The sequence below is a fragment of the Paenibacillus sp. FSL H7-0703 genome (genome assembly GCF_038003485.1).
In the GTDB taxonomy this organism is placed as follows: Bacteria; Bacillota; Bacilli; order Paenibacillales; family Paenibacillaceae; genus Paenibacillus; species Paenibacillus polymyxa_B.
Map to the genome: position 1 here is coordinate 4204807 of NZ_JBBOPF010000001.1, position 23333 is coordinate 4228139.

Sequence of the window (23333 nt, forward strand, 5' to 3'; positions counted from 1 at the left end):
TAAGGTGGCTTATATGGATAATAAAATGATCATATCAAGGCACGTTGGTGTGCCCAGGAGGAGCGAAGGGAAAAATGAAACATCCGTTTCAGTCCTACCGTCAGCTGTTTCCAGTGCTGTCCTCACATATCCATGTAGGGAGTTGTTCCCAGGGGGCCGTATCAAGGCCGGTTTCCGCTGCCATTGAGGAATATCATCGAAGTTTGCTGCAACACGGTCATAACGGCGATCTGTCTATGGCACGTTTGGAGGAGGCTAGAGGGCATTTTGCCAAGCTCATTGGGGCGGAGCCTGACGAAATTGCGGTCCTGTCCTCAGCCTCTGAGGCGATTGCCGGGGTGGCCACAGCCCTTCCTTATGTACCGGGAAAAGAAGGCATTGTGTATGCGGACACCGACTTTCCGACGGTGGGACACATCTGGCAGGCACAGGAGATGTTCCGGGATCACATCTGCTGTATCCCCTCCATCGAGGGAGAAGTGACGATAGAGCAGTATGAGGAGCATGTTACGGAGAAAACTGCGCTCGTTATGGTGTCACAAGTGAACTATACCAACGGATTTCAGCAGGATTTAAAATCCATTGCCGATATAGCCCACCGAAAGCAGGCGTTGCTGTTTGTGGATGCTTATCAGTCTGCAGGGATCGTTCCAGTGGATGTAAAGGCAATGGGCGTAGATATTTTGGTCGCGGGAGCACGCAAATATATGCTTGGAATTCCGGGCGTGGCTTTTCTTTATGTAAGCAAGGACCGAATAGACCGCTTCAAGCCCCGTCTTACAGGCTGGCTTGGGCAGGAGCCCGCTTCCCGGTTTGATATTGCTCACCCGGTTCCGGCGGCGGGAGCCCGACGCTTTGAGACGGGATTGCCTTCTTTCATTAGCATTTTTGCCGCCAATGCGGCCTTAAAGCTGCTGCTGGAGATTGGAGTCACGAGTATTCAGGCCTATATGAGTGAGTTGTTGGATTTTTCCGTTGAATATGGACGGCGCAAAGGGTTACACATACGTGTACCTTACAGGGGAGGCACATTACCAAGCCTGCTCGCTGTTGAAGTAGCCGACGTGTCGGCTGTGGAAAGGAATTTGAGAAGCCAAAATATGATCGTTTCAGCACGAAAGGATGTTATCCGTGTGGCTCCGCATTTTTACAATACGGCTGAGGAAGTCCGACGAGTCATAGATGAATTGGCAGGGCGATGTTGAACGAACGGCAAAAGCCTCTTCCGAGTGAATGGGAGTATAACATCCCTTTTTACACAGGAGAGGCTCTTTGGACGTTTAGAATTCTAATTATACGATCCGTTTGCGCAGCCAGCCGGAAATCAGATCCGTCAAAATGATCAGGACCACAATGCCGAGCAAGATAACGCCTACACGGTTCCAGTTGCGCATTTGGAGTGCAAACAGTAGCGGAGTACCGATACCACCTGCACCGACCAGACCGAGCGTGGTAGCGGAACGGATATTAATTTCAAAACGGTAAAGCGAATACGAAAGAAACTGTGGAATCACCTGCGGTAGCACGGCGAAGAAAATCACCTGCCAACGGTTGGCACCGCACGCGATCAAAGCCTCTTGAGGCCCGTGATCGACACTTTCGATCGTTTCCGAGAAAAGCTTCGCTAGCATGCCGATGGAATGAATGCCGAGGGCAAGCACACCCGCAAACGAACCGGGGCCAACGGCTTTGATAAATAGGATGGCGACGATCATTTCTGGAAAAACCCGGATGACACTAAGCACAAATTTCCCGCTACCCGATAAGGGACGCAGACGGGTCATATTGCTGGACGCCCAAAAGGCGAACGGAAGGCAGACAAATGCGGACACGAAGGTTCCGAGCACTGAAATGACCAGCGTATCCAGCAACCCGCGCAGTAAATCCTCTCCCTCAGGGATGTAGACGAACGACCAGTCGGGATGAAGGAAGCCGTCCAATATAGCGACAGAGACACTTTTAGCCGTTCCCTGTAATCCTTCAAACTGCATCCCGCGAAAAGCCCAAATATAAATGATGATTAGCAGAATAGCTATCGCCCATAGGCGCAGGCGGGAGCCAATAGGTCTGCGAAGCGTAGGATCATTCATAATAATTTCCTCCGTAGCAGGTTACTGCCGTAATCAATCGCAAGGACGATGACGAGGGTCAGTAGAATAATGATGCTTGCCCGATCATATCGGAATAGCCCCAGAGAACGGTCAAGCAACAGACCGATACCACCAGCGCCGACCAGGCCCAGAACGGAAGCCGCGCGCACATTAACCTCAAAGGTATACAGCAAGTACGACACAAAGTAAGGAAGAGCCTGCGGAACCACACCAAAGGCGATGATTTGAATGCGGCTCGCGCCAACAGCGGTCATGGCTTCCAGCGGCCCGGGATCAATGGCTTCAATCGCCTCAAAGGTCAGCTTGGCTATGATGCCAAAGGAGAAGAAGAGCAGGGCGAGCATCCCTGCAAACGGCCCGATGCCGAACACCGCCACAAAGATTGAGGCAAACAGCAAATCAGGAATTGTCCGTACTAGGTTCAGGATCGTGCGCATTGGCAGCGAAATCAGTTTGCGCGGCATCACATTATAGGCACACAGCAACGCGACAGGGATCGCCAATATGGCTCCCAGTGTCGTGCCAACAATGGCGATCTGGATCGTTTCCAGCATCGGTTTCCAGATGGTAGGCAGATAGCTCCAGTCGGGTGGAAACATTTCGCCCAACAATTTGCCCATCTCCGGCAAGCCGATGATCAACTGGTAAGGTGTGGCATCCGTATGAATGGAGCAGGCTACCAGCACTACGATAAAAATCATCCAGGTGGCATAACGCTTGTAACGTCCTGGCAAAGGTGGCCCTGCTGGCGGCTTGCTTGGCTGCGGCGGTCCAGCATGCGGTGACGGTTGCGTCGAAGAGAGCGGCTGGGCAGTGGAGCCGGGCTTCATGATCCCACTCCCAGCAGCTCATCATGCTTGATGGCCCGGCCGTAGATCTCCGCAAAGGCCTCATCCGTAGCCTCCTCCGGTGTGCCGTCAAAGACCACTTCTCCGGCGCGCAATCCGATGATCCGCGTTGCATATTCGCGCGCGAGATCAATGAAATGCAGATTGACGATGGTCGTAATCTGCATTTCACGGTTGATGCGCTGGAGGTCATCCATGACCTGGCGGGTGGTCAGCGGGTCCAGCGATGCGACAGGCTCGTCCGCCAGAATGATTTTAGCCTCCTGCGCCAGGGCGCGGGCGATGGATACGCGCTGCTGTTGGCCACCGGACAGTTCATCTGCCCGGCTGTAAGCTTTTTCGCGGATGTTCACGCGCTCCAGCGCTGTTAGTGCCAGTTCGATATCCTCCTTCGGGAAGAGACCGAGAATGGTCCGCAGCGTCGAATGATAGCCGACGCGGCCGGAAAGTACATTGCGGAGCACTGTCGAACGCTTAACCAGATTGAAGCTTTGAAAGATCATGCCGATATCACGGCGAATGCGCCGCAACTCGCTGCTTCCAGCAGACGTGACGGACCTGCCACCCACGACAATGTCGCCGGACGTAATGTCATGCAGTCGGTTAATGGAACGCAGCAGGGTAGACTTACCTGCACCGGATAAGCCGACGATGACGACCATTTCTCCCTCCTGAATCGTCAAATTAATATGGTTCAACCCTTTGGTGCCGTTCGGGTATGTTTTCGATACGTTACGGAATTCGATCATATGCTCCCAACTTTCTCCCCCGATGGGGTGGAATGAAAACAACACCGCCATGAATACATGGACGGTGCTGCCCTGTCATTCGTAAAGCCTGTTTCGTAGCTGTTACTTCATTAAAGTACCTTGTTTGCTCCGATTACTTAACCGCTTGACCAGCGGCTTCGGCGTATTCACGCACGGAGTCGAAGTTTTTATCGTCACCCTTTTCATAACCTACATGGGTGTAAATTTCTTTAATGATCTCGCCGCCTGCAGGGTCTTTGGCAATGTCAATAAAGGCTTGGCTGATCTTGTCTCTCCACGCTTGATCCATATCAGAACGTACGCTGACGGTGTCATTTGGAATTTTAGCTGTGTAATGAATGACGCGAGTTTTTTCAAATACATCCGGGATTTCCTTCTTCACCGTGTTACGTGCATCCTGGAAAACAGCTACCGCATCAACTTGACCGTTCAGCAACGCCAGAATAGCAGCATCGTGGCCTTTGATTGTCACACCCTGCACATCCGTGTCCGGGTCCACGCCAGCTTTTTTCAGCTCTGCTGCAGGGTACACGTAGCCTGCGGAGGAGGTTACATTTTGCCAGCCAACCTTCTTGCCTTTCAGATCAGCTAGACTTTGAATCGGAGAACCCTTTTTCACCACGATCATTGCTTTATAAAAGTTTACTTTTTCAGTCGTGTCCTTACCTGTAGCATCTTCAATGCCGTAGCGTTGAGCTTGCAACAGCAAGTCGGCTGCTTTACGGTTATCGTGGGCCAGTACATAAGCATTCGGCGGAAGGAATCCTACATCGACCTGCTTGGAAGACATGGCTTCCACAATTGTATTGTAGTCAGGAGATACCGTTACTTTCACCGGGATTCCAAGCTTGTCACCCAGTAGATTTTCGAGCGGTTTGGCTTTGGCTTCGAGCGTATCTGCATTTTGAGAAGGAACGAACTGTACCTTTAACTCTTTAGGAACATAGGCTGTGCTTTCGTTTTTAGAGCCATCTGTACCCGGAGTGGACGCGCTGTTATTATTGCTTGCATTGGAGCCACAAGCGGCTAGACCCGCTGCCAGTGTGAAGGTCATGCACAAGGTCAGTGCTTTTTTGAACAAAATAATTTCCCCCTAAACATAGTAATAACGAAAATAAAATTAAAAACCTGTAAATACTGTGACAAACCAAATCTTAACAGCTAGTCCCACAGCTAGGGTAAAAACCACTCCTGACTTTGGTAAAAATGATGTAAAATTTATCGTATGGTAAAAACCATTTTCTGGATTTATGCGAAATGCTTATTTTAACATTCTCTTAACAGTGCTCTGTTAGACTTGTTCAAGCTCTATGACCGAAGCTGAGGGAGAGAACAAGATTGGATATTTTGGATATTAACGAAAAGGCAGACCAAGATAATGTAAGCCTTGTGAGAGTGAAATTTCGCATTATGGTTACAACCGATTTGCATGTCAGTTTGTGGAATTACGATTATTATACGGATCAGGAAACGCTGCATTACGGTCTGGCGCAAACAGCCAGCTTGATTCAAATAGCCCGGGCGGAGGTACCCAACCATATGCTGCTGGATAACGGAGATGTGATCCAAGGGAATCCGATGGGGGATTATGCTGTACAACGAATCCAACAGGACTCAAGCGCGGTGCATCCCGCCTATAAAGCCATGAATCTGCTTGGATATGAGGCAGGCAATATCGGGAATCATGAATTTAACTATGGACTGGAATACTTGCAGACTTGCCTTCGAGAAGCGCAATTTCCTTATGTGAATGCCAACATTTATATAGCAGGAGAACAAGAACGAAATTACTTTACACCTTATCTATTGCTGGATAAGACGGTAGAGGATGAAGCAGGCGGTAAGCATCTGTTGAAGGTAGGGATCATCGGCTTTGTTCCTCCGCAAATTATGCAATGGGACAAGGCGTGGCTGGAGGGGAAAATCATTGTCAAAGATATGCTGGAAACGGCAAGATGGTTTATTCCACAAATGAAGGCGGCGGGAGCCGATCTGATCATTGCCATGCCCCATGCAGGCTTTGAGGATATTCCCGAAACGCTTGATATGGAAAATGCGGTGCTGCATCTAAGCAGGGTGGAAGGGATCGATGCCATTGTGTTTGGTCATGCACATAAAGTATTTCCCGGACCTTCGTTTATGGGGAAAACAGGTGTTGATATAGAGCGAGGTACCATCCACGATATTCCAGCAGTGGAGCCGGGCTTTTGGGGGGATCATCTGGGGATCATTGATCTGGAGCTGACCTTTAGTGGAGGGAAGTGGCAAGTGGCTGCATCTGCTGCCGAGGTACGCCCGGTGTATGATCCGATACGCAAGGAGGCGCTGGTACAACCGGATACTGCCATTCAGCTGGCGGTAGCAGAAGAGCACGCCGGAACATTAGAGTATATTCGTGCACCTGTAGGTCAGACGACGATGGGGGTGAACAGCTTTTTTGCTCAGGTGATGGATGATGCTTCGGTTCAGCTCGTGAATGATGCGCAAATGTGGTATGTGAAGCAGCAGATGCAAGGGAGCGAGTACGAAGGATTGCCCGTTCTGTCGGCAGCAGCTCCTTTTAAAACAGGCGGCAGATATGGCCCGTCGTACTATACCCATATTCCGGCGGGGACGTTGGCGATCAAGCATATCGCCGATCTGTACAATTTTCCGAATACGCTGCATGTCGTTCGACTGACCGGAACGGAAATTCGGGAATGGCTAGAGTGGTCTGCTGGACAATTCCGGCAAATTGATCCTTCAGCAGAACAAGAGCAAGAGCTGATTAATTCTGATTTTCCAAGCTTTAATTTTGATATCATCGACGGCATCAGGTATCAGATTGATGTAACACAGCCAGCCAAATATGATGCTGACGGGGGCCTAAAGGACCCAGATGCACACAGAATCATTCAGATGTCTTTTGATGGCGAACCGATGGATATGCAGCGAAATTATCTGGTTGTTACGAATAACTATCGCGCGTTTTCCTCTGCGCTGGTCAATCCGGGTGGAGAGCGAATTATACTTGCTTCACCGGATGAGAACCGTCATGTGCTGACCGAATACGTGCGGCATATGAAGACGTTGACGCCAAAAGCTGACGGCCATTGGTCCCTCGCCCCATGGTCGGGGCGTCCGCATGTGACGTTTCTGACCTCGCCGCAAGCAACGGATGCCGCTAATGCCTGTTCGGAGTTGCTTTATGAAGGGTTAACGGTAGAGGGATACGCTAAGTTTGCCATCGATTTCGGACGTTCACGGTAGAACTGCTAACTAGTTTTTGTCCTATAAGTCCAAGCATCAAAATAATAGAAATAGACTGTCCCGCAGAGGACGGTCTTTTTTCATAAAACAGTTTTAAAATCGTACAAAATTCGTGATTTTATATGTCCTGAGTCGTGTTTAAAGTTATTGACCTCTCGTATAAATAGACATATACTTTGATTAAACAAATTTTGGTTTAAAAGGTAATGAAAAAGTCACCATCATTCGTTTGAGGGGGTGTCCCTTTGGAAAAAAACACCACGATCCGCGCAGAAATAGAAAAGTATATTCAAAGTGAAGGCATTTCAATGCAATGTTTTGCAGATGCTTCCAAGGTAAATCCGGGTACACTTAGCGGTATACTTAATCGGAACCCACCACGGCCTATCTCAGTCAATCAGCTTGATCTGATTACCGAGGCCATGGGATTGGAAGAAGGATCTTTGTTCGAGATGTATGTGGATGAATGTTTTATTCATTCCTTACCACACTGGAGGAGGTTGCGTCCGTTTCTCCTACGTTGCTCAGAGTTGAACAAGCTGGAGTGTATACGCAGTGTACTTGGCTATTTGATGGACGATTTATCGAACGTTCCTGCTATTTTTGAGACCGCAGAAGCGATGTTTGAGGATGGCAGACATGAAGCCGCCATGCTTCTGTATGATTGTGTCATCGAGAGTGAGAAGTATACCCACTCTGAACGGTTGGCGATCAGCTATTTCCGTATATTCCAGATTCAGATCAAGGATAACCAACGGAACTTGAAGGCTGCTGTACAATTCCATTTGTACCGTAGTCGTCTACCGGAAATTTACGCACTGGAAGGCTTACATATGCTATCTCAAGTGTTTGCTTTAAAAATGCAATGGTCCGAGATGGAAATGTATGCGGACGAGCTAAGAGAGCTGGCGCAGGCATTGTATCGCAATCGGAACCGTTTTGGAGATGAGCACCTGGAGCTGCTTAAGCCGCTCGTTTATTACTATGCTCAGGGGCATCTGCTCAAGGCCAGCTGCTATGAGTTTCAGGGCAGATATGAGGAATCCAAGCAATGGATTGAGGGTTATGCAGATTTGAGCTGGTTTGAGGGTTTAGACGAAGAAGGCTGGAAAGTGGTCAACCTGCATCGTGTATATGCACAGGGCAACCGACTTTGTATTGAAATTAAAATGGGCAACACTTCTGCAATCTATGAATATATTACTTACCTGCGTGAGCATCCGGATGAGATACTGGAAGGCTTGAACACCTTGCTCGAATCGGCGAACCGATTCGGTTATTTCGTGGATGCCGAACTGGGACTGTTTAGTCAGCAACTCAAGAGCTTCTGGGAGCTTGCACCGGAACGATGGGACACTCATTATCGCAAGCACTTTAATGCATTTCGCTTTGCATCCTTTTGTAAGGTGTATGCGGAGTATTATTTCCGAAAAGGCGATTACCCCGAGGGAGTGGGACAAATACTGCATTGCTTGCAACTGTCTGTCGATAATAGCTATACCGAACATATCATTGGTTGTATGGCTTTATTTGAGCAGCATCGGAATTTTGCTACACCGGAACAGCAGCAGTTGTATCAGAGTCTGTGCCTGGGCGTACGTGCAAATGAAAAGAATCATGCCTATGATCACAGTACCGGTGGATATTTATAATTCCAAATTTCATTCGAATTCTTCATATAACACGTTATTGCGAGGATGTTCCCGTTTCAAAAGGGGATGTTCTCGTTTTTTAGCTGCTGCTGTCGCTTGTGACTTTTAGCATAGAGAGGACCGTTTTGCGCGTTGACAAGTTTCGCAAGCGGGATTAGGATAAATGCAGCACAGAAAGTGAAGGAGAGCATGTACAAATGACGATTCCCAAAACATTAACGATAGCCGGCTCCGACACAAGCGGTGGAGCGGGTATTCAGGCAGACCTGAAAACCTTTCAGGAGCTTGGCGTATATGGCATGACCGTATTGACAACCGTAGTAGCGATGGGTCCTAAAACCTGGGATCATCTTGTATATCCTGTTGCGTTGGATGTGGTAGAAGCGCAGCTGCGTACTGTATTGGAAGGTATCGGTTTTGATGCGATGAAAACCGGTATGCTTGGTTCCGTTGAAATTATCGAGCTGGTAGCCAGCCATTTGAAAAAGCATGATCTGAAGCGGATCGTAATTGACCCGGTTATGGTCTGCAAAGGCACGGACGAAGTGCTTCAGCCGGAAAATACAGAGGCGATGCTGGAATTGTTGATTCCTGGCGCTGACCTGGTAACACCGAACTTGTTCGAGGCTTCGCAACTGGCGAAGAATGGACCAATCACGACACTGGAGCAGATGCAGGAAGCGGCTGCGATTATCCATGAGCGTGGAGCTAAGCATGTACTGATCAAGGACCGTGGCAAAATTCGCGCAGGTAAAGCGATGGATCTGCTATATGACGGAATCACTTTTGACTGGTTTGAAGCCGATGTTGTAAAAACAAACTTTACCCACGGTGCAGGCTGCACTACTTCGGCAGCGGTAACGGCTGGTTTGGCTCAAGGGCTGACTATACGTGAAGCAGTGGATCAGGCCAAGAGATTTATTACACAGGCCATTGAAGGTAGCTTCAAGCTGAATGAATTCGTCGGTCCGACCCTGCATGCGGCACATCGTTTGCAAAATCAATAAAGCATGAAGGTATGCGATCTTAGAAAGACTTATAAATCTCCATCAGGCTGAATATATATTAGATTGTTTTAGACCATGACTTTTTTAATATATAGAGTTAGATGTGGCTCAAAAGCCGCAATACATAGTATTGCGGCTTTTGAGGTTGTATTTTTTTGGAATTGCAGCTTCCAGTTTGGTCTAATCGTACTGTATAATAAGCATCAGATTTATTACATTTAAGGAGGAACCGAAGCAATGACATTATTCAGCCAAATGGCTTACAGTCGACCAGAGCAACCTGAAATTGAACAGTGGTTTAAAACGCTGTTGCAGCAGTTTCGTGAAGCAGACAGCGTAGAACGTCAAAATGAAGTGATTCATGCAATTAACAAGCTGCGCAGTAATGTGGAAACACAATTGCAATTGGTGGAAGTTCGGCACTCCATTAATACGGAGGATGCCTTTTACAAAGCGGAGCAAGAGTATGCTGATGATTTCATGCCGGTTATTCAGGAGTATGTAACCGATTACTACCGGGCATTGGTGGATTCTCCATTCCGAACCGAGTTGGAGAGTCAATGGGGCAGCCAGCTTTTCAGTATTGCCGAGGTAGCACTCAAGTCGTTCCATCCGGATATTATTGAGGATTTGCAGCAGGAAAATAAGCTGACCTCGGAATATGCTCAATTGATTGCTTCAGCGAAGATCCCGTTCGAGGGAGAAGAACGCACATTGTCGCAGCTCCTGCCTTTTGAAATGGCTACCAACCGGGAGACGCGCAAACAGGCCTCCGAGGCTAAATATCAATTTATGAGTGAGCATGAGGACGAGCTGGACCGGATTTATGATGAACTGGTGAAGGTGCGCACGCGCATGGCACACAAGTTGGGCTATGACAACTTCGTAGAATTGGGCTATGCCCGCTTGGGACGTACAGATTATAATGCCGAAATGGTAGCCAATTTCCGCGAGCAGGTGCTGAAGCATATCGTTCCTCTGGCAACCAAGTTGAAGGAGCGCCAGCGCGAACGGATCGGAGTAGATCAGCTTCGCTATTATGACGAGGGCTTCAACTTCCTGTCAGGCAATCCTACGCCTAAAGGTGACCCGGAGTGGATCATTCGTAATGGAGCACGTATGTATGAGGAACTTTCAGCGGAAACACATGAATTTTTCAGCTTTATGATCGAACGTGGATTGATGGATTTGATCAGCAAAAAGGGCAAGCAAAGCGGAGGCTATTGTACATTTTTGAGCGAATATGGCACACCGTTTATTTTCTCCAATTTCAATGGTACATCCGGTGATATCGACGTATTGACGCATGAAGCAGGTCATGCCTTCCAGGTCTATGAAAGCCGACATTTTGAAATTCCTGAGTACCATTGGCCAACGATGGAGGCGGCTGAGATCCACTCTATGAGCATGGAGTTTTTCGCATGGCCTTGGATGAATCTGTTCTTCGAAGAAGATACGGACAAATATCACTTTGAACATCTATCTTCATCATTGCTGTTTGTGCCTTACGGTGTAGCCGTGGACGAATTCCAGCATACCGTATACGAACATCCGGACTGGACCCCAGCCGAACGTAAAAGCGCATGGCGCTCCATTGAACGTAAGTATAAACCGCATCTGGATTATGAAGGCAACGAGTATCTGGAGCAGGGCGGATTCTGGCACAAACAGGGGCATATTTTCCAATCTCCGTTCTACTACATTGACTATACACTCGCGCAACTGTGCGCGTTCCAATTCTGGAAACGCATGAGTATCGACCGGACAGCGGCGTGGGAAGATTATTTGAAGCTGTGTCGTGCTGGGGGAAGTCGATCCTTTACCGGATTGGTTGAGCTGGCTGGACTGATCTCGCCCTTCCAGGATGGCTGTATCGCCTCTGTGATCGGAGAAATCGAAGCATGGCTGAACAGCGTGGATGATAAAAAGCTGTAAGCATAACTAAAAAGGGCATTTCCGCTTACCTGTCAAAGCTGAAAAGCTTGCAGATAGCGGAATGCCCTTTTGTGTAAATGGTTAATAAGTTTGCGAGAACTCTTGAAGAAGCTGGCTATGCGTTTGCTAAGGATGAAAAAAAACATCAAGCCTTTGTAGATCACGACATTGTAGCCTTTAGTGAGCTGCTGGACTTCCTGAATCGTGGCGTTGAGTATCAGTGCGCCATAAATGCTGTCGTGGAGCAGTATAGGCCGATTCCGGGATTGGTGACCAGATAAATGGTGTCCTGGAGGAAGCGCGCTAAATTCTAGAACGTGCAGATCAGCAGCTCACGGAAATTGCGGGGCTGTTTTGCGGCTGGAGCTGCACGGCAAGCGCAAACAATTTTTTGGGTTGTTCCAAATTAACTATGAATTGATGCAGAAGGGAAAGTTTATCCGTGGGGAGTCATTAACGAAGAAATACCGGCAGAACAGGTAAAAATCCGGCTGCCGAGTGATTGGGGCAACGTGCTGAAGATTTTGGATGAAATAAACGGCATGAGCCGCCGAGGGGTAAGCCAAAATAAGGCGTTATTTCAGAAATGGGCATAGGCGAAAATCAAAGAAATCGGGAGAAAGCAGAGATCAGCTAGATAGCCAAATCTCTGCTTTTTTACATTGTTCCATGGAAGGCTAGACATATATATGCCATCTAGGTAATGCGATAACGCTGTATTGTGTGATGTAATTATATAAATCAGTCCAAGAGAGCTGGAACACTCGCGGTTTCCGATTTCGTGTTAAATCATTTACGCCTTTTCTTTATTAAATATATAGCCAGATATCCTACTGCTACTATTCCTGCGCTTAAAAAGCAAACTAGTAAACCATTTAGTTCTACTTTTCCAGTAAGTATAAATATAGTCAAGATTCCAGTAAAAAATCCAATGATCAATATTTTTGAAAAGTTTTTCAAAATTGACAACTCCTTCTAAAAAAATGTACCAAAAATATCTCATGTATGGTACTATATATATTGTTATTACAATTATATCATATTATTGGGAGGAAAATGGTAAAATAAGGAAATTTGTATCAGCTTTGATGGCATCAGTTATGTTAATGCTTGTTATCAGCAGTACAGCAGCACTGGCAGCAGCAGCGCCAAATGCAGTACAGGGAGAATCAACCTCCGAACTCAGCCAAGAATTAATTAACAAAGCAAATCCCTACATAAAACTACAGTCACAAACATTCACTTTAAGTGAAGAGGCTTCAAAAAATTTAACTGAAGATGAACTTGGACTCGTTAATAAAGCTTTAGATTCGGCAAATAATCAAGCGAAAAATATCTCAGGTGATGTAACAGTTACTACAACGGATAATAACAGTTTAAAAGTAGTACCTACTAATAAATTCTCTACAGCTTCGATTAACACTTTCTCTTATTGGGATTATGAATTACTTTGGTGGGGATACCGTATCTATTTTTCTCATCAATTAATAAATGATATCAAATCAAAAGCCCTTTACGCTGGGGGAATTGGTGCAATATCCGGATCAACTCTTACCGGTATTCTTTCGTCTTTGGGTCTACCAGGCTGGATTGGAGGTATTGTTGTAGGGATATTTTTAGTTAAAGGTGCAAGCATTGTTTATGCGGATAATGGCAGAGGGGTTTATTTTGATGCATTTTGGGCTGGTGATCCTGCTAGCCAAGCAGTAAACTTCGTTACAGCTAAAGTGTATGGTGCTTGATGTTAAGTAAAGCGCGAAAAACAAAGAAAGCTTCAGGCCTTCATCGGTCTGAAGCTTTCTTTGTTTATTTATCGGATCATTTTGAGATTTAAGAAAGAATAATCCGTTATATCCGGTAGATGGTATGGTGTGTTCGATCTGCTCTGTCATTCGTGGCTGGTCGTTCCATGCACAATAAACGGTCACAATTCATGAGTTGAATAACATGAAATATAAATATTTATGGGGCGAATTGACCATACCTGATCGTATCCTTAAACTTCAATTAATGTTTGGTGTTAAGCGGTTTGAGATTGGCTTCAATAGATGCGCGGCGTGATTCCAAAAATGGCGGTAACGCCAGCGATTCACCCAGAAACTCGAGTTCTTCATCCGTATCAAAGCCGGGTCCATCGGTTGCCAATTCAAACAGAATGCCGTTCGGCTCACGGAAATACAATGAACGGAAGTAAAAGCGATCTACAAAGCCTGAGTTGGAAATTTGCAGCTGCCCAATACGGTCTACCCACTGTTTGAGCTCTTCCTCAGTTTCAACACGGAAGGCTACGTGATGCACACTGCCGCGTCCTGGTCGCTCTTGTGGCAGATCGTTGCGCTCTTCCAGATGAACTTCGGTTCCTGTACCGCCTTCACCCGTTTCATAGATAACCACATCCGGTTGTCCAGCAACAGGAGAAGGATAGGAGCCCTTTTTGCGGAAGCCCATAACCTGTTCAAGAATAAGAATGGTATTCTCCGCTTTGGGAATAGTCAGATGAACCGGTCCAAGTCCTACAATGCCGTATTCGGCAGGGACAGGGCTTTTCTCCCAAGGCGTGCCGCCGCGCATTCCGTGATCATGCTCATCTGAAACGAGGAAGAAGCGTTGTCCTTCAAAATCCTCAAACGAAAGCGCCAGGCGTCCTGCTTGATCCGTAATTTCGCCATGTTTTACATCCAGTTGCTCAAAGCGGTTTTTCCAGTAATCCAGTGCCTTGTCGTTCGGTACCCGTAAGGAGAGTGCTGAAATGCTGTTATTTCCTGTACGAGTTTGTCCCGCATGTGGAATTTCAAAGAAAGTGACTTCTGTACCCGCAGTTCCACGCTCATCTCCGTAAAAAAGGTGATACACACTAACATCATCTTGGTTCACCGTTTTCTTGATCAGCCGAAGTCCCATTACCTGAGTATAAAAATCAACATTTTTAGCCGCTGCCGCTGTAATCGCCGAAACGTGATGCAATCCTAATAGTTTCATGTCATTATCCTCCTTGGTTTTTATATGATTAGGTTTTTCTAAACAAAATAAACAGTCGAAAAACTTTTCTTTATATTTATTATCTTGATATTAAGATATATGTTTTTTGATTGTTTGTCAACTTGAATTATACACTAGCTACAAAGACGGACAAAAATAGAAATTCGAAATAATGCAAAAGCAGATACAATAAAGCCCGATATAGCCCAATATAGATAGAACAAATTTTATTATAAAAGGAGTGCACTAAATGTATACGGATAAGGATTTAACGATTAGGCCTGTTACAGAAGAAGACCTGCCGGCTCTTTGGACGTTAACTTTTAAGGAAGAAGCACCGGAATGGAAGCAGTGGGATGCACCCTACTATGAACATAAGCCACTTTCTTTTGATGATTATTTAAAAGAGAAGGAATAACGAATCGGACAAGATGACTTTTGGATCATTGAAGTGGAAGGCAAGGTCATTGGATCGGTGAGCTACTATTGGGAGCATCAGCCTTCACAATGGCTTGAAATGGGAATAGGTATCTTTGATTCACAATATTGGAGCGGTGGGTATGGTACGAGGGCGCTTCGACTATGGATCACACATTTGTTTAATACATTGCCTCTAGTAAGAGTAGGCTTTACAACCTGGTCAGGAAACCATCGGATGATGAAGGTGGGAGAGAAGCTGGGCATGACCCTCGAGGCCAGGCTTCGAAAGTGCAGATATTATAATGGAGAGTATTATGATTCGATCCGAATGGGGCTTCTACGGGAAGAGTGGAGGTTATAGGTATTCTGTAAAATAAGGCCTTACTAAGCATAAAAAGATGACTTCTGAATGGATCAGGAGTCATCTTTTTTGACGCGCATGGGTATTTTACTTTCTTATTTTTAGGTGCATCTACTCTGATTCTCGAAGTCGCTCCACAATACTTTGTTTGTTGTTCATAGAATAGACTGCTACTGGAATAAGTATCCCAAGCAATAATAGTACAGGCAATAAGGCTAGAAGTGGCCAGATTATAAAGTGATAGCTTAAAAACCACATCATACTGCTTAGGGGTTTCACAATTGAAATAGAGAATATGATCCCTAATAAAATGGAGGATAGGGCGGTGCCGAGAACATAATATAGCCCTTCATAGATCAGCATACCCCGCAATTGCTTTTTGGTCATGCCGATACTTTGCAGCATGGCAAACTCCTGACGTCGGGTCAATATACTTGTCAGAATTGCGTTTACAAAGTTGAGGATACCAATCATGCCGATAATCAGACTGAGCGTGCCTCCGATCATCATGATGGTGTTTTGCATACCGGAAAACTCATTCATTGAAGTGAATTTGGATGTGTAGTTCATTACCGGCTCTGTAGTTTCGGTGTAACTTTTTAAAAAGCTCTCCATGGCATCTTCCTGATCAGGGGATACATTAAAGGCGTAGCTCATCACAGCAGGCTGCTCCGCAAGCGGCTTGTAAATATTCGCCGGAAGATAGAAGTTATACTTACTTGAAAAGCGATCAGAATTGGTACTATATTTAATTGCAACATGACCAAGCACTGTGAATGCATGCGTAGTATACTCTCTATCCAGCGGAGCTTCTGCTGCTCCCATATAACTGTGAAGCGTGACCTTTTCACCCACCTTATAAAGAGCTTCTTCCATCTGGGGGATGTCATGGTCATCTAAATCTACCCCTTCCAATATATACTTACCGGAAGCCAGCTTCTCAAAGTCGAGCTCACCGTCTAGTAATCGCAACCGGTGCAGTGGTAAATCTTCCAGCCCATATACTGCCGCAATGAAGTTGCCGCGAGAATCAGTCTCATCGTCCTCATGGGTGTCTTTTCCATTCTCGACAGTAAGCACTAATCTGCCGCCGTACAAGCGACCGCCCTCTTCAAAGCCGGGCTGTGTCTGTACAGCCTGAATAAAACTCTCGGAGGTCTCATTTTTAGGGCCGCTAAAATAGGGACGATGAAAATATTCAGCATGAGCAATGAGAAAGTCAGTGTCATTGAATTTGGATACAAACTTATCCATATCAATGCTCTGAGACAGGGTGAACGCCGTGTTAAGAAGTACAAGGCTTAACGAAAGACTGATGACTACCAACACGGTACGCTTTGTATTGCGCCCCAAGTTGGAGCGAGCCATGTGGATCATTTTAGCGCCTTCGGTGGATTTTTTCAGCTTACGGCTGCCCTTGGTATTTCCGTCTGTGTATCTTACTGCCTCAACCGGCGAAACAGCTGCCGCAATCCTGCCTGGCTTGAAAGTGCTGATCATTACGGTAATGAGCGCGAACAAAGCCGATCCTATAAAAATCCATGGGTTGGGAGATACCGATATCTCGGTACCAGCAAAGGTAGTGTTGTTCATAAGAAGTGGTATAAGTGCTTTACCGACAAAAAAACCTGCTATTAATCCAAACGGGATTCCTATCACTGAAAGAACTAACGCCTGTCTGCGAATGATCCGGCGGATCTGCTTGCCGCTTGTGCCGATCGTCTTTAAAAGACCATAAAAACGAATATCTCGCATCACTGATATTTGGAATATATTATATATGATCAAATAACCGGTAAACATGATCAGTAACAGGGCAGAAGTTAACGCTATGATGGTCTCTGTATCTAGACTAAAATTGGTTGAGATGTATGCCCAATTTACATTACTCGCGATATAGTTCGGTGCATCTTCGTCAAGCGAATATCCGCTTTCGGTAATCACTTTATTGAGCTTTCCTCGCGAATCAAGGCTATTGTCGAACATCATATATGCACTAATGGTTCCTGTATAGAAATGATCTTTTTTATAGGTGCTTTGTAATTCCTTTGCATGAGCATCGACATAGGATCTGGAGGCGAATATTTGTCCTGTGTTAAACACAGGATCGCTTTTCCACCAGCCGGAGAGGATAAAATCACGCTGTACTTCTTTACCTCGTATGTCAAGCTTTAGCCTCAAAGGTGCTCCAACCTCCAGTGGAACACCCAATAGCTGCAACGTCTTGGAGTCTGCGATCACTTCATTTTCCGCCGCAGGCTTGTGCCCCTCTTTAAGCTCAATAAAACCAAGCTTCATCCCTACATCATCGTAATACCAGAACTCTGTGTGGCGTTTTAGAAATTTATCGTTTTTAACTTCGTCGCTTAATATACGGTTATAAGCTATTTCCTTGATCAACGGATGATTCTTGACATGATTAAATTCGTCATCCGTTATATATTTAAGTACGGCATGCCCATCTCCACCGGCCTGGCGCATGGTCGCCCGTTGTAAGCTTTCCCCAGCGCCAATCCCCATAGTGAACAGTGTTGTAAATAGCAATGAGGTTAGTGCTATAGCAACAATAGCAATGAGGTTACGGGCTTTGTTTACTTTGAAGCTCTTATCTGCCAGCTTGCGGATTACTTTTTTGTTCTTTACCTTGATCATTCGCCTTCACCGCCAACTATTTTACCGTCCTCAATGCGGATGATACGGTCTGCCATCTGCGCGATTTCTTCATTATGAGTAATCATCACTATCGTTTGGCGGAACTGCTGGCTGGAAACTTTGATCAATCCCATCACATCCAGACTGGTTTTACTGTCCAGGTTTCCAGTGGGTTCATCTGCCAAGATAATGGCGGGCTTGGCTGCCAGTGCTCTGGCAATAGCTACACGTTGCTGTTGTCCACCGGAAAGATTGTTTGGCAGATTATTCATTTTGTGGTGAAGGCCCAAGGTATGTACAATTTTATCTACGTGGGCTTTGTCCGGTTCTTTACCGTCCAGTTCAATAGGAAGCACAATATTTTCGTAGACATTCAAGACAGGTACCAGGTTGTAATTTTGAAACACGAAGCCAATCTTTCGTCTGCGAAAAATAGTCAATTCTTCGTCTTTCAGTGAAGAAATATCCTTACCATCAATCGTAACGGTTCCACTTGTCGGACGATCAAGTCCACCCAACATATGCAGAAGGGTAGATTTGCCGCTCCCGGACGTACCAACAATAGCGACAAATTCTCCGCTTTCCACCTCCAGATTCACGCCGTCTAAGGCATGAACAGCAGTATCTCCGTTCCCGTAATGCTTCCTTAATGCCTGAGTTTTCAATAGAGCCATATTACGTTCTCCTCCACAAAAAAATGTCTGGATCGTAGTCATCTACAGTACAGACATTAACACACTGATCTTTCTACAATCTTTCTGAAATCTAACGGTATTGAAAGAATTAAGTATCCATAGAAAGAAAAATAGAGAAGGTAGAACCACGGTCGTAGCGTGACCGTACTTTGATGTAACCACCCTCCGCAGCGATGATTTCTCTAGCTAAAAACAGTCCAATACCTACACCCTCTTGCGAGTTAACAGTGGGGGAGCGATAGAAGCGGGTAAAGATTTTACCTTGTTCTTCTTCTGCAATACCTATGCCGTTGTCGATAATATCAATTCGGCAAAACAAATCGTATGCCATTACTTTTATATTCATGTTTCCGCCTGTCTCTGTATATTTTATGGCGTTATCCATAATGTTATAGACAGCTTCACTCGTCCACTTTAGGTCAAAATAAGCATGGATAACTGTGTCCTCCATAACAACTGAAATCCCTTTGGTCTCTGCTTTTGGTATCATTTGCTCCAGTGCAGCATCAAGGAGCTTTTGAACAGATTCCCGCCTTGGCGCTACCGTGATAATCCCCGTTTCAAGCCTCGAAGTTTTCACTAATGCATGGATCAGGAAGTTAAGCTTTTCGGCCTGTGCAGAGAGAGCTTTCACACAAGTGAATGCATCCTGCGATAATTCGTATTCACTAAGCAGTTGGGAATACAGCAAGATATTAGCAACAGGCGTTTTCGTTTGATGCGAAATATCAGAAATCAGCTCATTTATTTTATTCTTTTCGGCAAGCAGATTTTTGGAGGACACGGAACAAATGGAAAGAAATTTCGCAAATTTAGCTTCTATTGCAGAGAGAACGGATTCATCAAAGACATCCTCTGAGAAGCTGCCATTTATCGCGGCATCCAGCATGTTTTCAATGGTTTTCATTGTTTTATGGATGCTCCTGCGATAAAGCATAATAGCACCCACAGCGGTGCATACAGCAACAACGGCAATTCCTGTACATATATAGAGGAGTGTTGTCATTTCAACGCCCATGTGTAGCCCAGCCCATAAACCGTTTTAATATATTGTGGGGAAGAAGGATGATCCTCGAGCTTGTCACGTAGCCTTTTTATCGTAACTGACAAGGCATTTTCACCTACATATTCAGCCCCGTCAGTCCAGATGCTGTCTATCAAATGATCACGCGAAACGGTATTTCCCCGATTGTTGATTAGGATGCGCAACAATTTTTGCTCCGTTTTACTTAGTTCAATAGGTATACCATTCTTAATAAATTCCATTTTGTTAAAAGAAAAAGAAAAACCATCAAGCTGGAAGGAATCGGCAAGTGGATACCTAGCTCTTTTTAGCTGAACACCAACTCTTGCTCTCAGTACCATAAGACTGAAAGGTTTGGTGATATAGTCGTCAGCACCCAGCTCAAAACCAGTGACAATATCTGTTTCCATATCATTTGCAGTCAGAACAATGACTGGTAAAGCTTTTGTTTTACGTATATGGGTTAAAAGGTCGAGTCCACTTCCATCCGGCAAATTTACATCAAGAATCACTAGGTCAAAGGCAGTAACATTCAAATGTTCTTTTGCAGTAGCTATGTCATGCGTTTGCGTAAATACGTTGTTAGGTTCTTTAAGAGCAAGAACAATACCGTTACTCAAGGCGATATCGTCCTCGATGATTAATATGTGATTCATCATTCTCCTCCTATTTTTTTACTAACCAAAGTCATTGAACTCGATTTCCAGAACTACTCATCATAAACATAAAAAAGAGGCTCCCAAACTCTCCATTTCCAGTTTACCGGATTTTACTCTTATTTGCTCCTTGGATTGCCTAGGCGGGATGTCGAGAAAGTTCTCAGCAGCTTTTTTTGTCCTACTTTAAAACCTCCTCACATTGACAGATACGAGTTGACTGATATAATTTATCCTAGTTGATTTTTGATAATGATTATCATTATTGGAGGGGAGGACAGGGCCGAAGCTTGGTACAGGTTATTGGACAGGCTCCCTTAGTTAGAGATGAAATTGCGTTATTTAATACTGGCTTTTCTGGTACTAGCCTTCGCCTCGGTTTTTATTGGTGTTCATAATGTAACTCCACTTGATGTGTTCCACTTAACCAACGATCAGGCGCAGGTGCTCCTGATTAGCAGATTCCCACGATTGATCAGTATCATTATCGCAGGGGCGAGTATGAGTATCTGTGGATTGATCATGCAGCAGCTTACCCGGAACCGATTTGTATCGCCCACCACCGCGGGGACGATGGATGCGGCACGACTAGGTGTGCTGATGGCTATTATGGTGTTTGGAGCGGCGGGATTTTGGACGAAGATGCTGACGGCTTTTGGATTTGCTTTAGGGGGAACGCTGATTTTTATGAAAATACTGGATAAAATTCGTTTCAAGGACCCGGTATTTATCCCGCTTGTCGGCTTGATGTTTGGAGGTATTTTAAATTCGGTAACGACCTTTTTTGCTTACAAATACAATCTGATCCAGGGCATTTCTTCGTGGATGCAGGGGGATTTTTCTCTAATCATGAGTGGTCGCTATGAGATGCTATATCTTAGTGTTCCTTTGGTTGCGCTGGCGTACATATATGCGAATCGTTTCACAATTGCAGGCATGGGCGAGGATTTTGCGGCGAATTTGGGAGTTCATTATAAGCGCACCGTCAATGTTGGGTTGGTGATCGTGGCTTTGGTTTCCTCTGTTGTCATCTTAACGGTCGGGACGATTCCCTTTTTGGGGCTGGTTGTACCCAATCTGGTCAGCATGTATATGGGGGATAATCTGAAAAAAAGCCTGGCCCATACAGCGATCTTGGGCGCCGTCTTTGTGCTGTTTTGCGACATTTTGGGACGGGTGATCATTTATCCGTATGAAATTTCTGTAGGGCTTACGGTTGGTGTGATCGGGAGCGCGTTGTTCTTGTATTTGCTGCTGAGGAGAAGGGCTTATGAATCCTAAATTAAAAATCGGAATATTAGCCGCTGCCGCGCTTGTGTTGATTGCTGCTTTCGTGTTTATAGATCTTCCGCATACCTGGCATTACGCGCTGCCACGACGATTGAAAAAGATCGCAGCCTTCATTCTGACAGGTGGCTCCATTGCTTTTGCAACCGTTATTTTCCAGACGGTTACGAATAATAAGATTTTGACTCCCGGTATTATCGGACTGGATTCACTGTATATGCTGATTCAGACGACGATTATTTTTGCATTTGGTTCCGTCCCTTTCATTTCGACCAGCAAAGAATTGAACTTTTTGATATCGGTGGGGCTGATGGTGCTGTTCGCAGGACTGCTATACAAATTAATTTTCCGCAAAGATGGACGCGGGATTTATGTACTTTTGCTGATTGGTCTGGTGTTCGGCACGCTGTTTAACAGTTTATCTACCTTTATGGAGGTACTGATTGATCCAAACGAATTTGCGAAAATCCAGGACAAGAGCTTTGCTAGCTTCAGCAACGTAAATACCGAGCTGCTGTGGCTTTCTGTATTCATTCTTGTTCTCGTATTCGCTTATGCGTGGAGATTCATCAAGTATCTGGACGTGCTGTCGCTCGGACGGGAGCATGCGATTAACCTGGGTCTTCCTTATGGTTTTATCATTAAAAGGCTACTGGTAATTGTAGCGATTCTCATTTCCATTTCTACAGCGCTTGTCGGGCCGATTACGTTTCTCGGATTAATTGTGGCCAATGTGGCTTATCAGGTGATGAAAACCTATCAGCATCGTTATATTATTCCGGCCTCCATCTGTGTTAGCGTCATTGCATTGGCAGGGTGCCAACTGCTGGCAGAAAGAGTATTCGACTTATCGACAACGGTCAGTGTCATTATTAACTTTATCGGGGGGGTGTACTTCCTGTATCTTTTGCTGCGGGAGAATAAGTCATGGTAGAAGTCAAAAACGTATCCAAACGCTACGGGAATAAAAATGTGGTGGATCAGGTATCCGTCACTGTACCTAAAGGTACGATTACCTCCTTTATTGGACCTAATGGCGCTGGAAAAAGCACCTTGTTGTCGATGATCAGTCGCCTGACTGACAGTGATGAGGGAGAAATCCTCATTGACGGGCAGGCCGTGAGTCTGACGAAAAGTGAGGAGCTAGCCCGGAAGATATCTATTTTAAAACAGACGAACGATGTCAATATCCGCTTAACCGTGAAGGAGCTGGTTAGCTTCGGCCGTTTTCCGTATTCCAAGGGTAGATTGAACAGCGAGGATCGCAAAATGGTGGAGCAGTCTATGGCTTACATGGGACTGGAGGATATGAAAGATAAGCATATTGATTTGCTTAGTGGGGGACAGCGACAGCGGGCTTTTATTGCCATGATTTTGGCTCAGGACACAGAATACATCCTGCTGGATGAGCCGCTGAACAATCTGGATATGAAGCATTCGGTTCAGATTATGAAGACGTTGCGCGGTTTGGTGGATGATCTCGGCAAAACGATTCTGGTCGTGTTGCACGACATTAATTTTGCATCCTGCTATTCAGACTATATTGTGGGGATGAAGGATGGCAGGTTGCTAAAACAAGGAACGGCTGACGAGATGATTGATAGTCAGGTATTAAAGGATTTGTACGATATGGATATTCCGATTCAACAGATTGGTGACCATAAAATTTGCGTTTATTTCACTTAGG

At 45.6% G+C, this 23333-nt stretch carries 19 protein-coding genes and 1 pseudogene; 11 read left to right on the forward strand and 9 right to left on the reverse strand.

What is annotated here, in order from left to right:
• Positions 1 to 74: 74 nt before the first annotated feature.
• Entirely contained in the window at positions 75 to 1205 is a 1131-nt protein-coding gene (locus MHB46_RS18615) for an aminotransferase class V-fold PLP-dependent enzyme (RefSeq protein WP_341163075.1), read from the forward strand.
• 87 nt (positions 1206 to 1292) lie between these two features.
• Here MHB46_RS18615 and phnE (MHB46_RS18620) read toward each other — a convergent pair whose 3' ends face one another.
• From phnE (MHB46_RS18620) to MHB46_RS18635, 4 genes are all read right to left on the reverse strand, one after another.
• Positions 1293 to 2090, reverse strand: a complete 798-nt coding sequence (gene phnE, locus MHB46_RS18620; protein WP_013312028.1) for a phosphonate ABC transporter, permease protein PhnE — start codon at positions 2088 to 2090, stop codon at positions 1293 to 1295.
• Complete coding sequence (phnE, locus tag MHB46_RS18625) at positions 2087 to 2941, reverse strand: phosphonate ABC transporter, permease protein PhnE (protein WP_160789521.1); 855 nt, start codon at positions 2939 to 2941, stop codon at positions 2087 to 2089. The genes phnE (MHB46_RS18620) and phnE (MHB46_RS18625) overlap by 4 nt, the downstream gene beginning before the upstream one ends.
• Entirely contained in the window at positions 2938 to 3708 is a 771-nt protein-coding gene (gene phnC / locus MHB46_RS18630; RefSeq protein ID WP_039273947.1) for a phosphonate ABC transporter ATP-binding protein, read from the reverse strand. The genes phnE (MHB46_RS18625) and phnC overlap by 4 nt, the downstream gene beginning before the upstream one ends.
• A gap of 133 nt (positions 3709 to 3841) precedes the next feature.
• A complete protein-coding gene (locus MHB46_RS18635; RefSeq protein WP_341163076.1) occupies positions 3842 to 4810 on the reverse strand; it encodes a phosphate/phosphite/phosphonate ABC transporter substrate-binding protein in 969 nt (322 codons plus the stop codon).
• Between the two features lie 257 nt (positions 4811 to 5067).
• Between MHB46_RS18635 and MHB46_RS18640 the strand changes: the two genes are divergently transcribed.
• From MHB46_RS18640 to MHB46_RS18665, 6 genes are all read left to right on the forward strand, one after another.
• Positions 5068 to 6978, forward strand: a complete 1911-nt coding sequence (locus tag MHB46_RS18640) for a bifunctional 2',3'-cyclic-nucleotide 2'-phosphodiesterase/3'-nucleotidase (protein ID WP_341163077.1) — start codon at positions 5068 to 5070, stop codon at positions 6976 to 6978.
• Positions 6979 to 7223: 245 nt separating this feature from the next.
• Positions 7224 to 8630 carry a DNA-binding protein gene (locus MHB46_RS18645; protein WP_341163078.1) on the forward strand — a complete coding sequence of 469 codons (1407 nt, stop codon included), beginning with the start codon at positions 7224 to 7226 and terminating at the stop codon, positions 8628 to 8630.
• Between the two features lie 197 nt (positions 8631 to 8827).
• Positions 8828 to 9637 carry a bifunctional hydroxymethylpyrimidine kinase/phosphomethylpyrimidine kinase gene (gene thiD, locus MHB46_RS18650; RefSeq protein ID WP_341163079.1) on the forward strand — a complete coding sequence of 270 codons (810 nt, stop codon included), beginning with the start codon at positions 8828 to 8830 and terminating at the stop codon, positions 9635 to 9637.
• Between the two features lie 237 nt (positions 9638 to 9874).
• Positions 9875 to 11572, forward strand: coding sequence for a M3 family oligoendopeptidase (locus MHB46_RS18655; RefSeq protein ID WP_341163080.1), 1698 nt, complete (start codon positions 9875 to 9877; stop codon positions 11570 to 11572).
• A gap of 77 nt (positions 11573 to 11649) precedes the next feature.
• Positions 11650 to 11853 carry a hypothetical protein gene (locus MHB46_RS18660; protein ID WP_341163081.1) on the forward strand — a complete coding sequence of 68 codons (204 nt, stop codon included), beginning with the start codon at positions 11650 to 11652 and terminating at the stop codon, positions 11851 to 11853.
• Positions 11854 to 12516: 663 nt separating this feature from the next.
• A complete protein-coding gene (locus tag MHB46_RS18665) occupies positions 12517 to 13314 on the forward strand; it encodes a hypothetical protein (protein ID WP_341163082.1) in 798 nt (265 codons plus the stop codon).
• A gap of 265 nt (positions 13315 to 13579) precedes the next feature.
• Here MHB46_RS18665 and MHB46_RS18670 read toward each other — a convergent pair whose 3' ends face one another.
• Complete coding sequence (locus MHB46_RS18670; protein WP_061828937.1) at positions 13580 to 14551, reverse strand: ring-cleaving dioxygenase; 972 nt, start codon at positions 14549 to 14551, stop codon at positions 13580 to 13582.
• A gap of 250 nt (positions 14552 to 14801) precedes the next feature.
• On the opposite strand from MHB46_RS18670, the pseudogene MHB46_RS18675 reads away from it, so the two are divergent.
• Positions 14802 to 15332 (forward strand): annotated as a pseudogene (locus MHB46_RS18675) (GNAT family N-acetyltransferase).
• A gap of 111 nt (positions 15333 to 15443) precedes the next feature.
• On the opposite strand, the gene MHB46_RS18680 reads toward MHB46_RS18675, so the two are convergent.
• The 4 genes from MHB46_RS18680 to MHB46_RS18695 form a co-directional block, all read right to left on the reverse strand.
• Complete coding sequence (locus MHB46_RS18680; RefSeq protein ID WP_341163083.1) at positions 15444 to 17984, reverse strand: ABC transporter permease; 2541 nt, start codon at positions 17982 to 17984, stop codon at positions 15444 to 15446.
• Complete coding sequence (locus MHB46_RS18685; RefSeq protein WP_341163084.1) at positions 17981 to 18658, reverse strand: ABC transporter ATP-binding protein; 678 nt, start codon at positions 18656 to 18658, stop codon at positions 17981 to 17983. Before MHB46_RS18685 ends, MHB46_RS18680 begins: the two co-directional genes overlap by 4 nt.
• A 109-nt stretch (positions 18659 to 18767) precedes the next feature.
• Positions 18768 to 19685, reverse strand: coding sequence for a sensor histidine kinase (locus MHB46_RS18690; RefSeq protein ID WP_341163769.1), 918 nt, complete (start codon positions 19683 to 19685; stop codon positions 18768 to 18770).
• Positions 19682 to 20359, reverse strand: a complete 678-nt coding sequence (locus MHB46_RS18695) for a response regulator transcription factor (RefSeq protein WP_341163770.1) — start codon at positions 20357 to 20359, stop codon at positions 19682 to 19684. Before MHB46_RS18695 ends, MHB46_RS18690 begins: the two co-directional genes overlap by 4 nt.
• Before the next feature lie 327 nt (positions 20360 to 20686).
• Between MHB46_RS18695 and MHB46_RS18700 the strand changes: the two genes are divergently transcribed.
• From MHB46_RS18700 to MHB46_RS18710, 3 genes are read left to right on the forward strand one after another with little or no spacing between them, the layout of a single operon-like run.
• Positions 20687 to 21640: an ABC transporter permease gene (locus MHB46_RS18700; RefSeq protein WP_341163085.1), complete on the forward strand. Its 954-nt coding sequence runs from the start codon at positions 20687 to 20689 to the stop codon at positions 21638 to 21640.
• Positions 21630 to 22580, forward strand: a complete 951-nt coding sequence (locus tag MHB46_RS18705) for an iron chelate uptake ABC transporter family permease subunit (RefSeq protein ID WP_209940458.1) — start codon at positions 21630 to 21632, stop codon at positions 22578 to 22580. Before MHB46_RS18700 ends, MHB46_RS18705 begins: the two co-directional genes overlap by 11 nt.
• Positions 22574 to 23332, forward strand: coding sequence for an iron ABC transporter ATP-binding protein (locus tag MHB46_RS18710; RefSeq protein WP_039273792.1), 759 nt, complete (start codon positions 22574 to 22576; stop codon positions 23330 to 23332). The genes MHB46_RS18705 and MHB46_RS18710 overlap by 7 nt, the downstream gene beginning before the upstream one ends.
• The last annotated feature ends 1 nt before the right edge of the window (position 23333 follow it).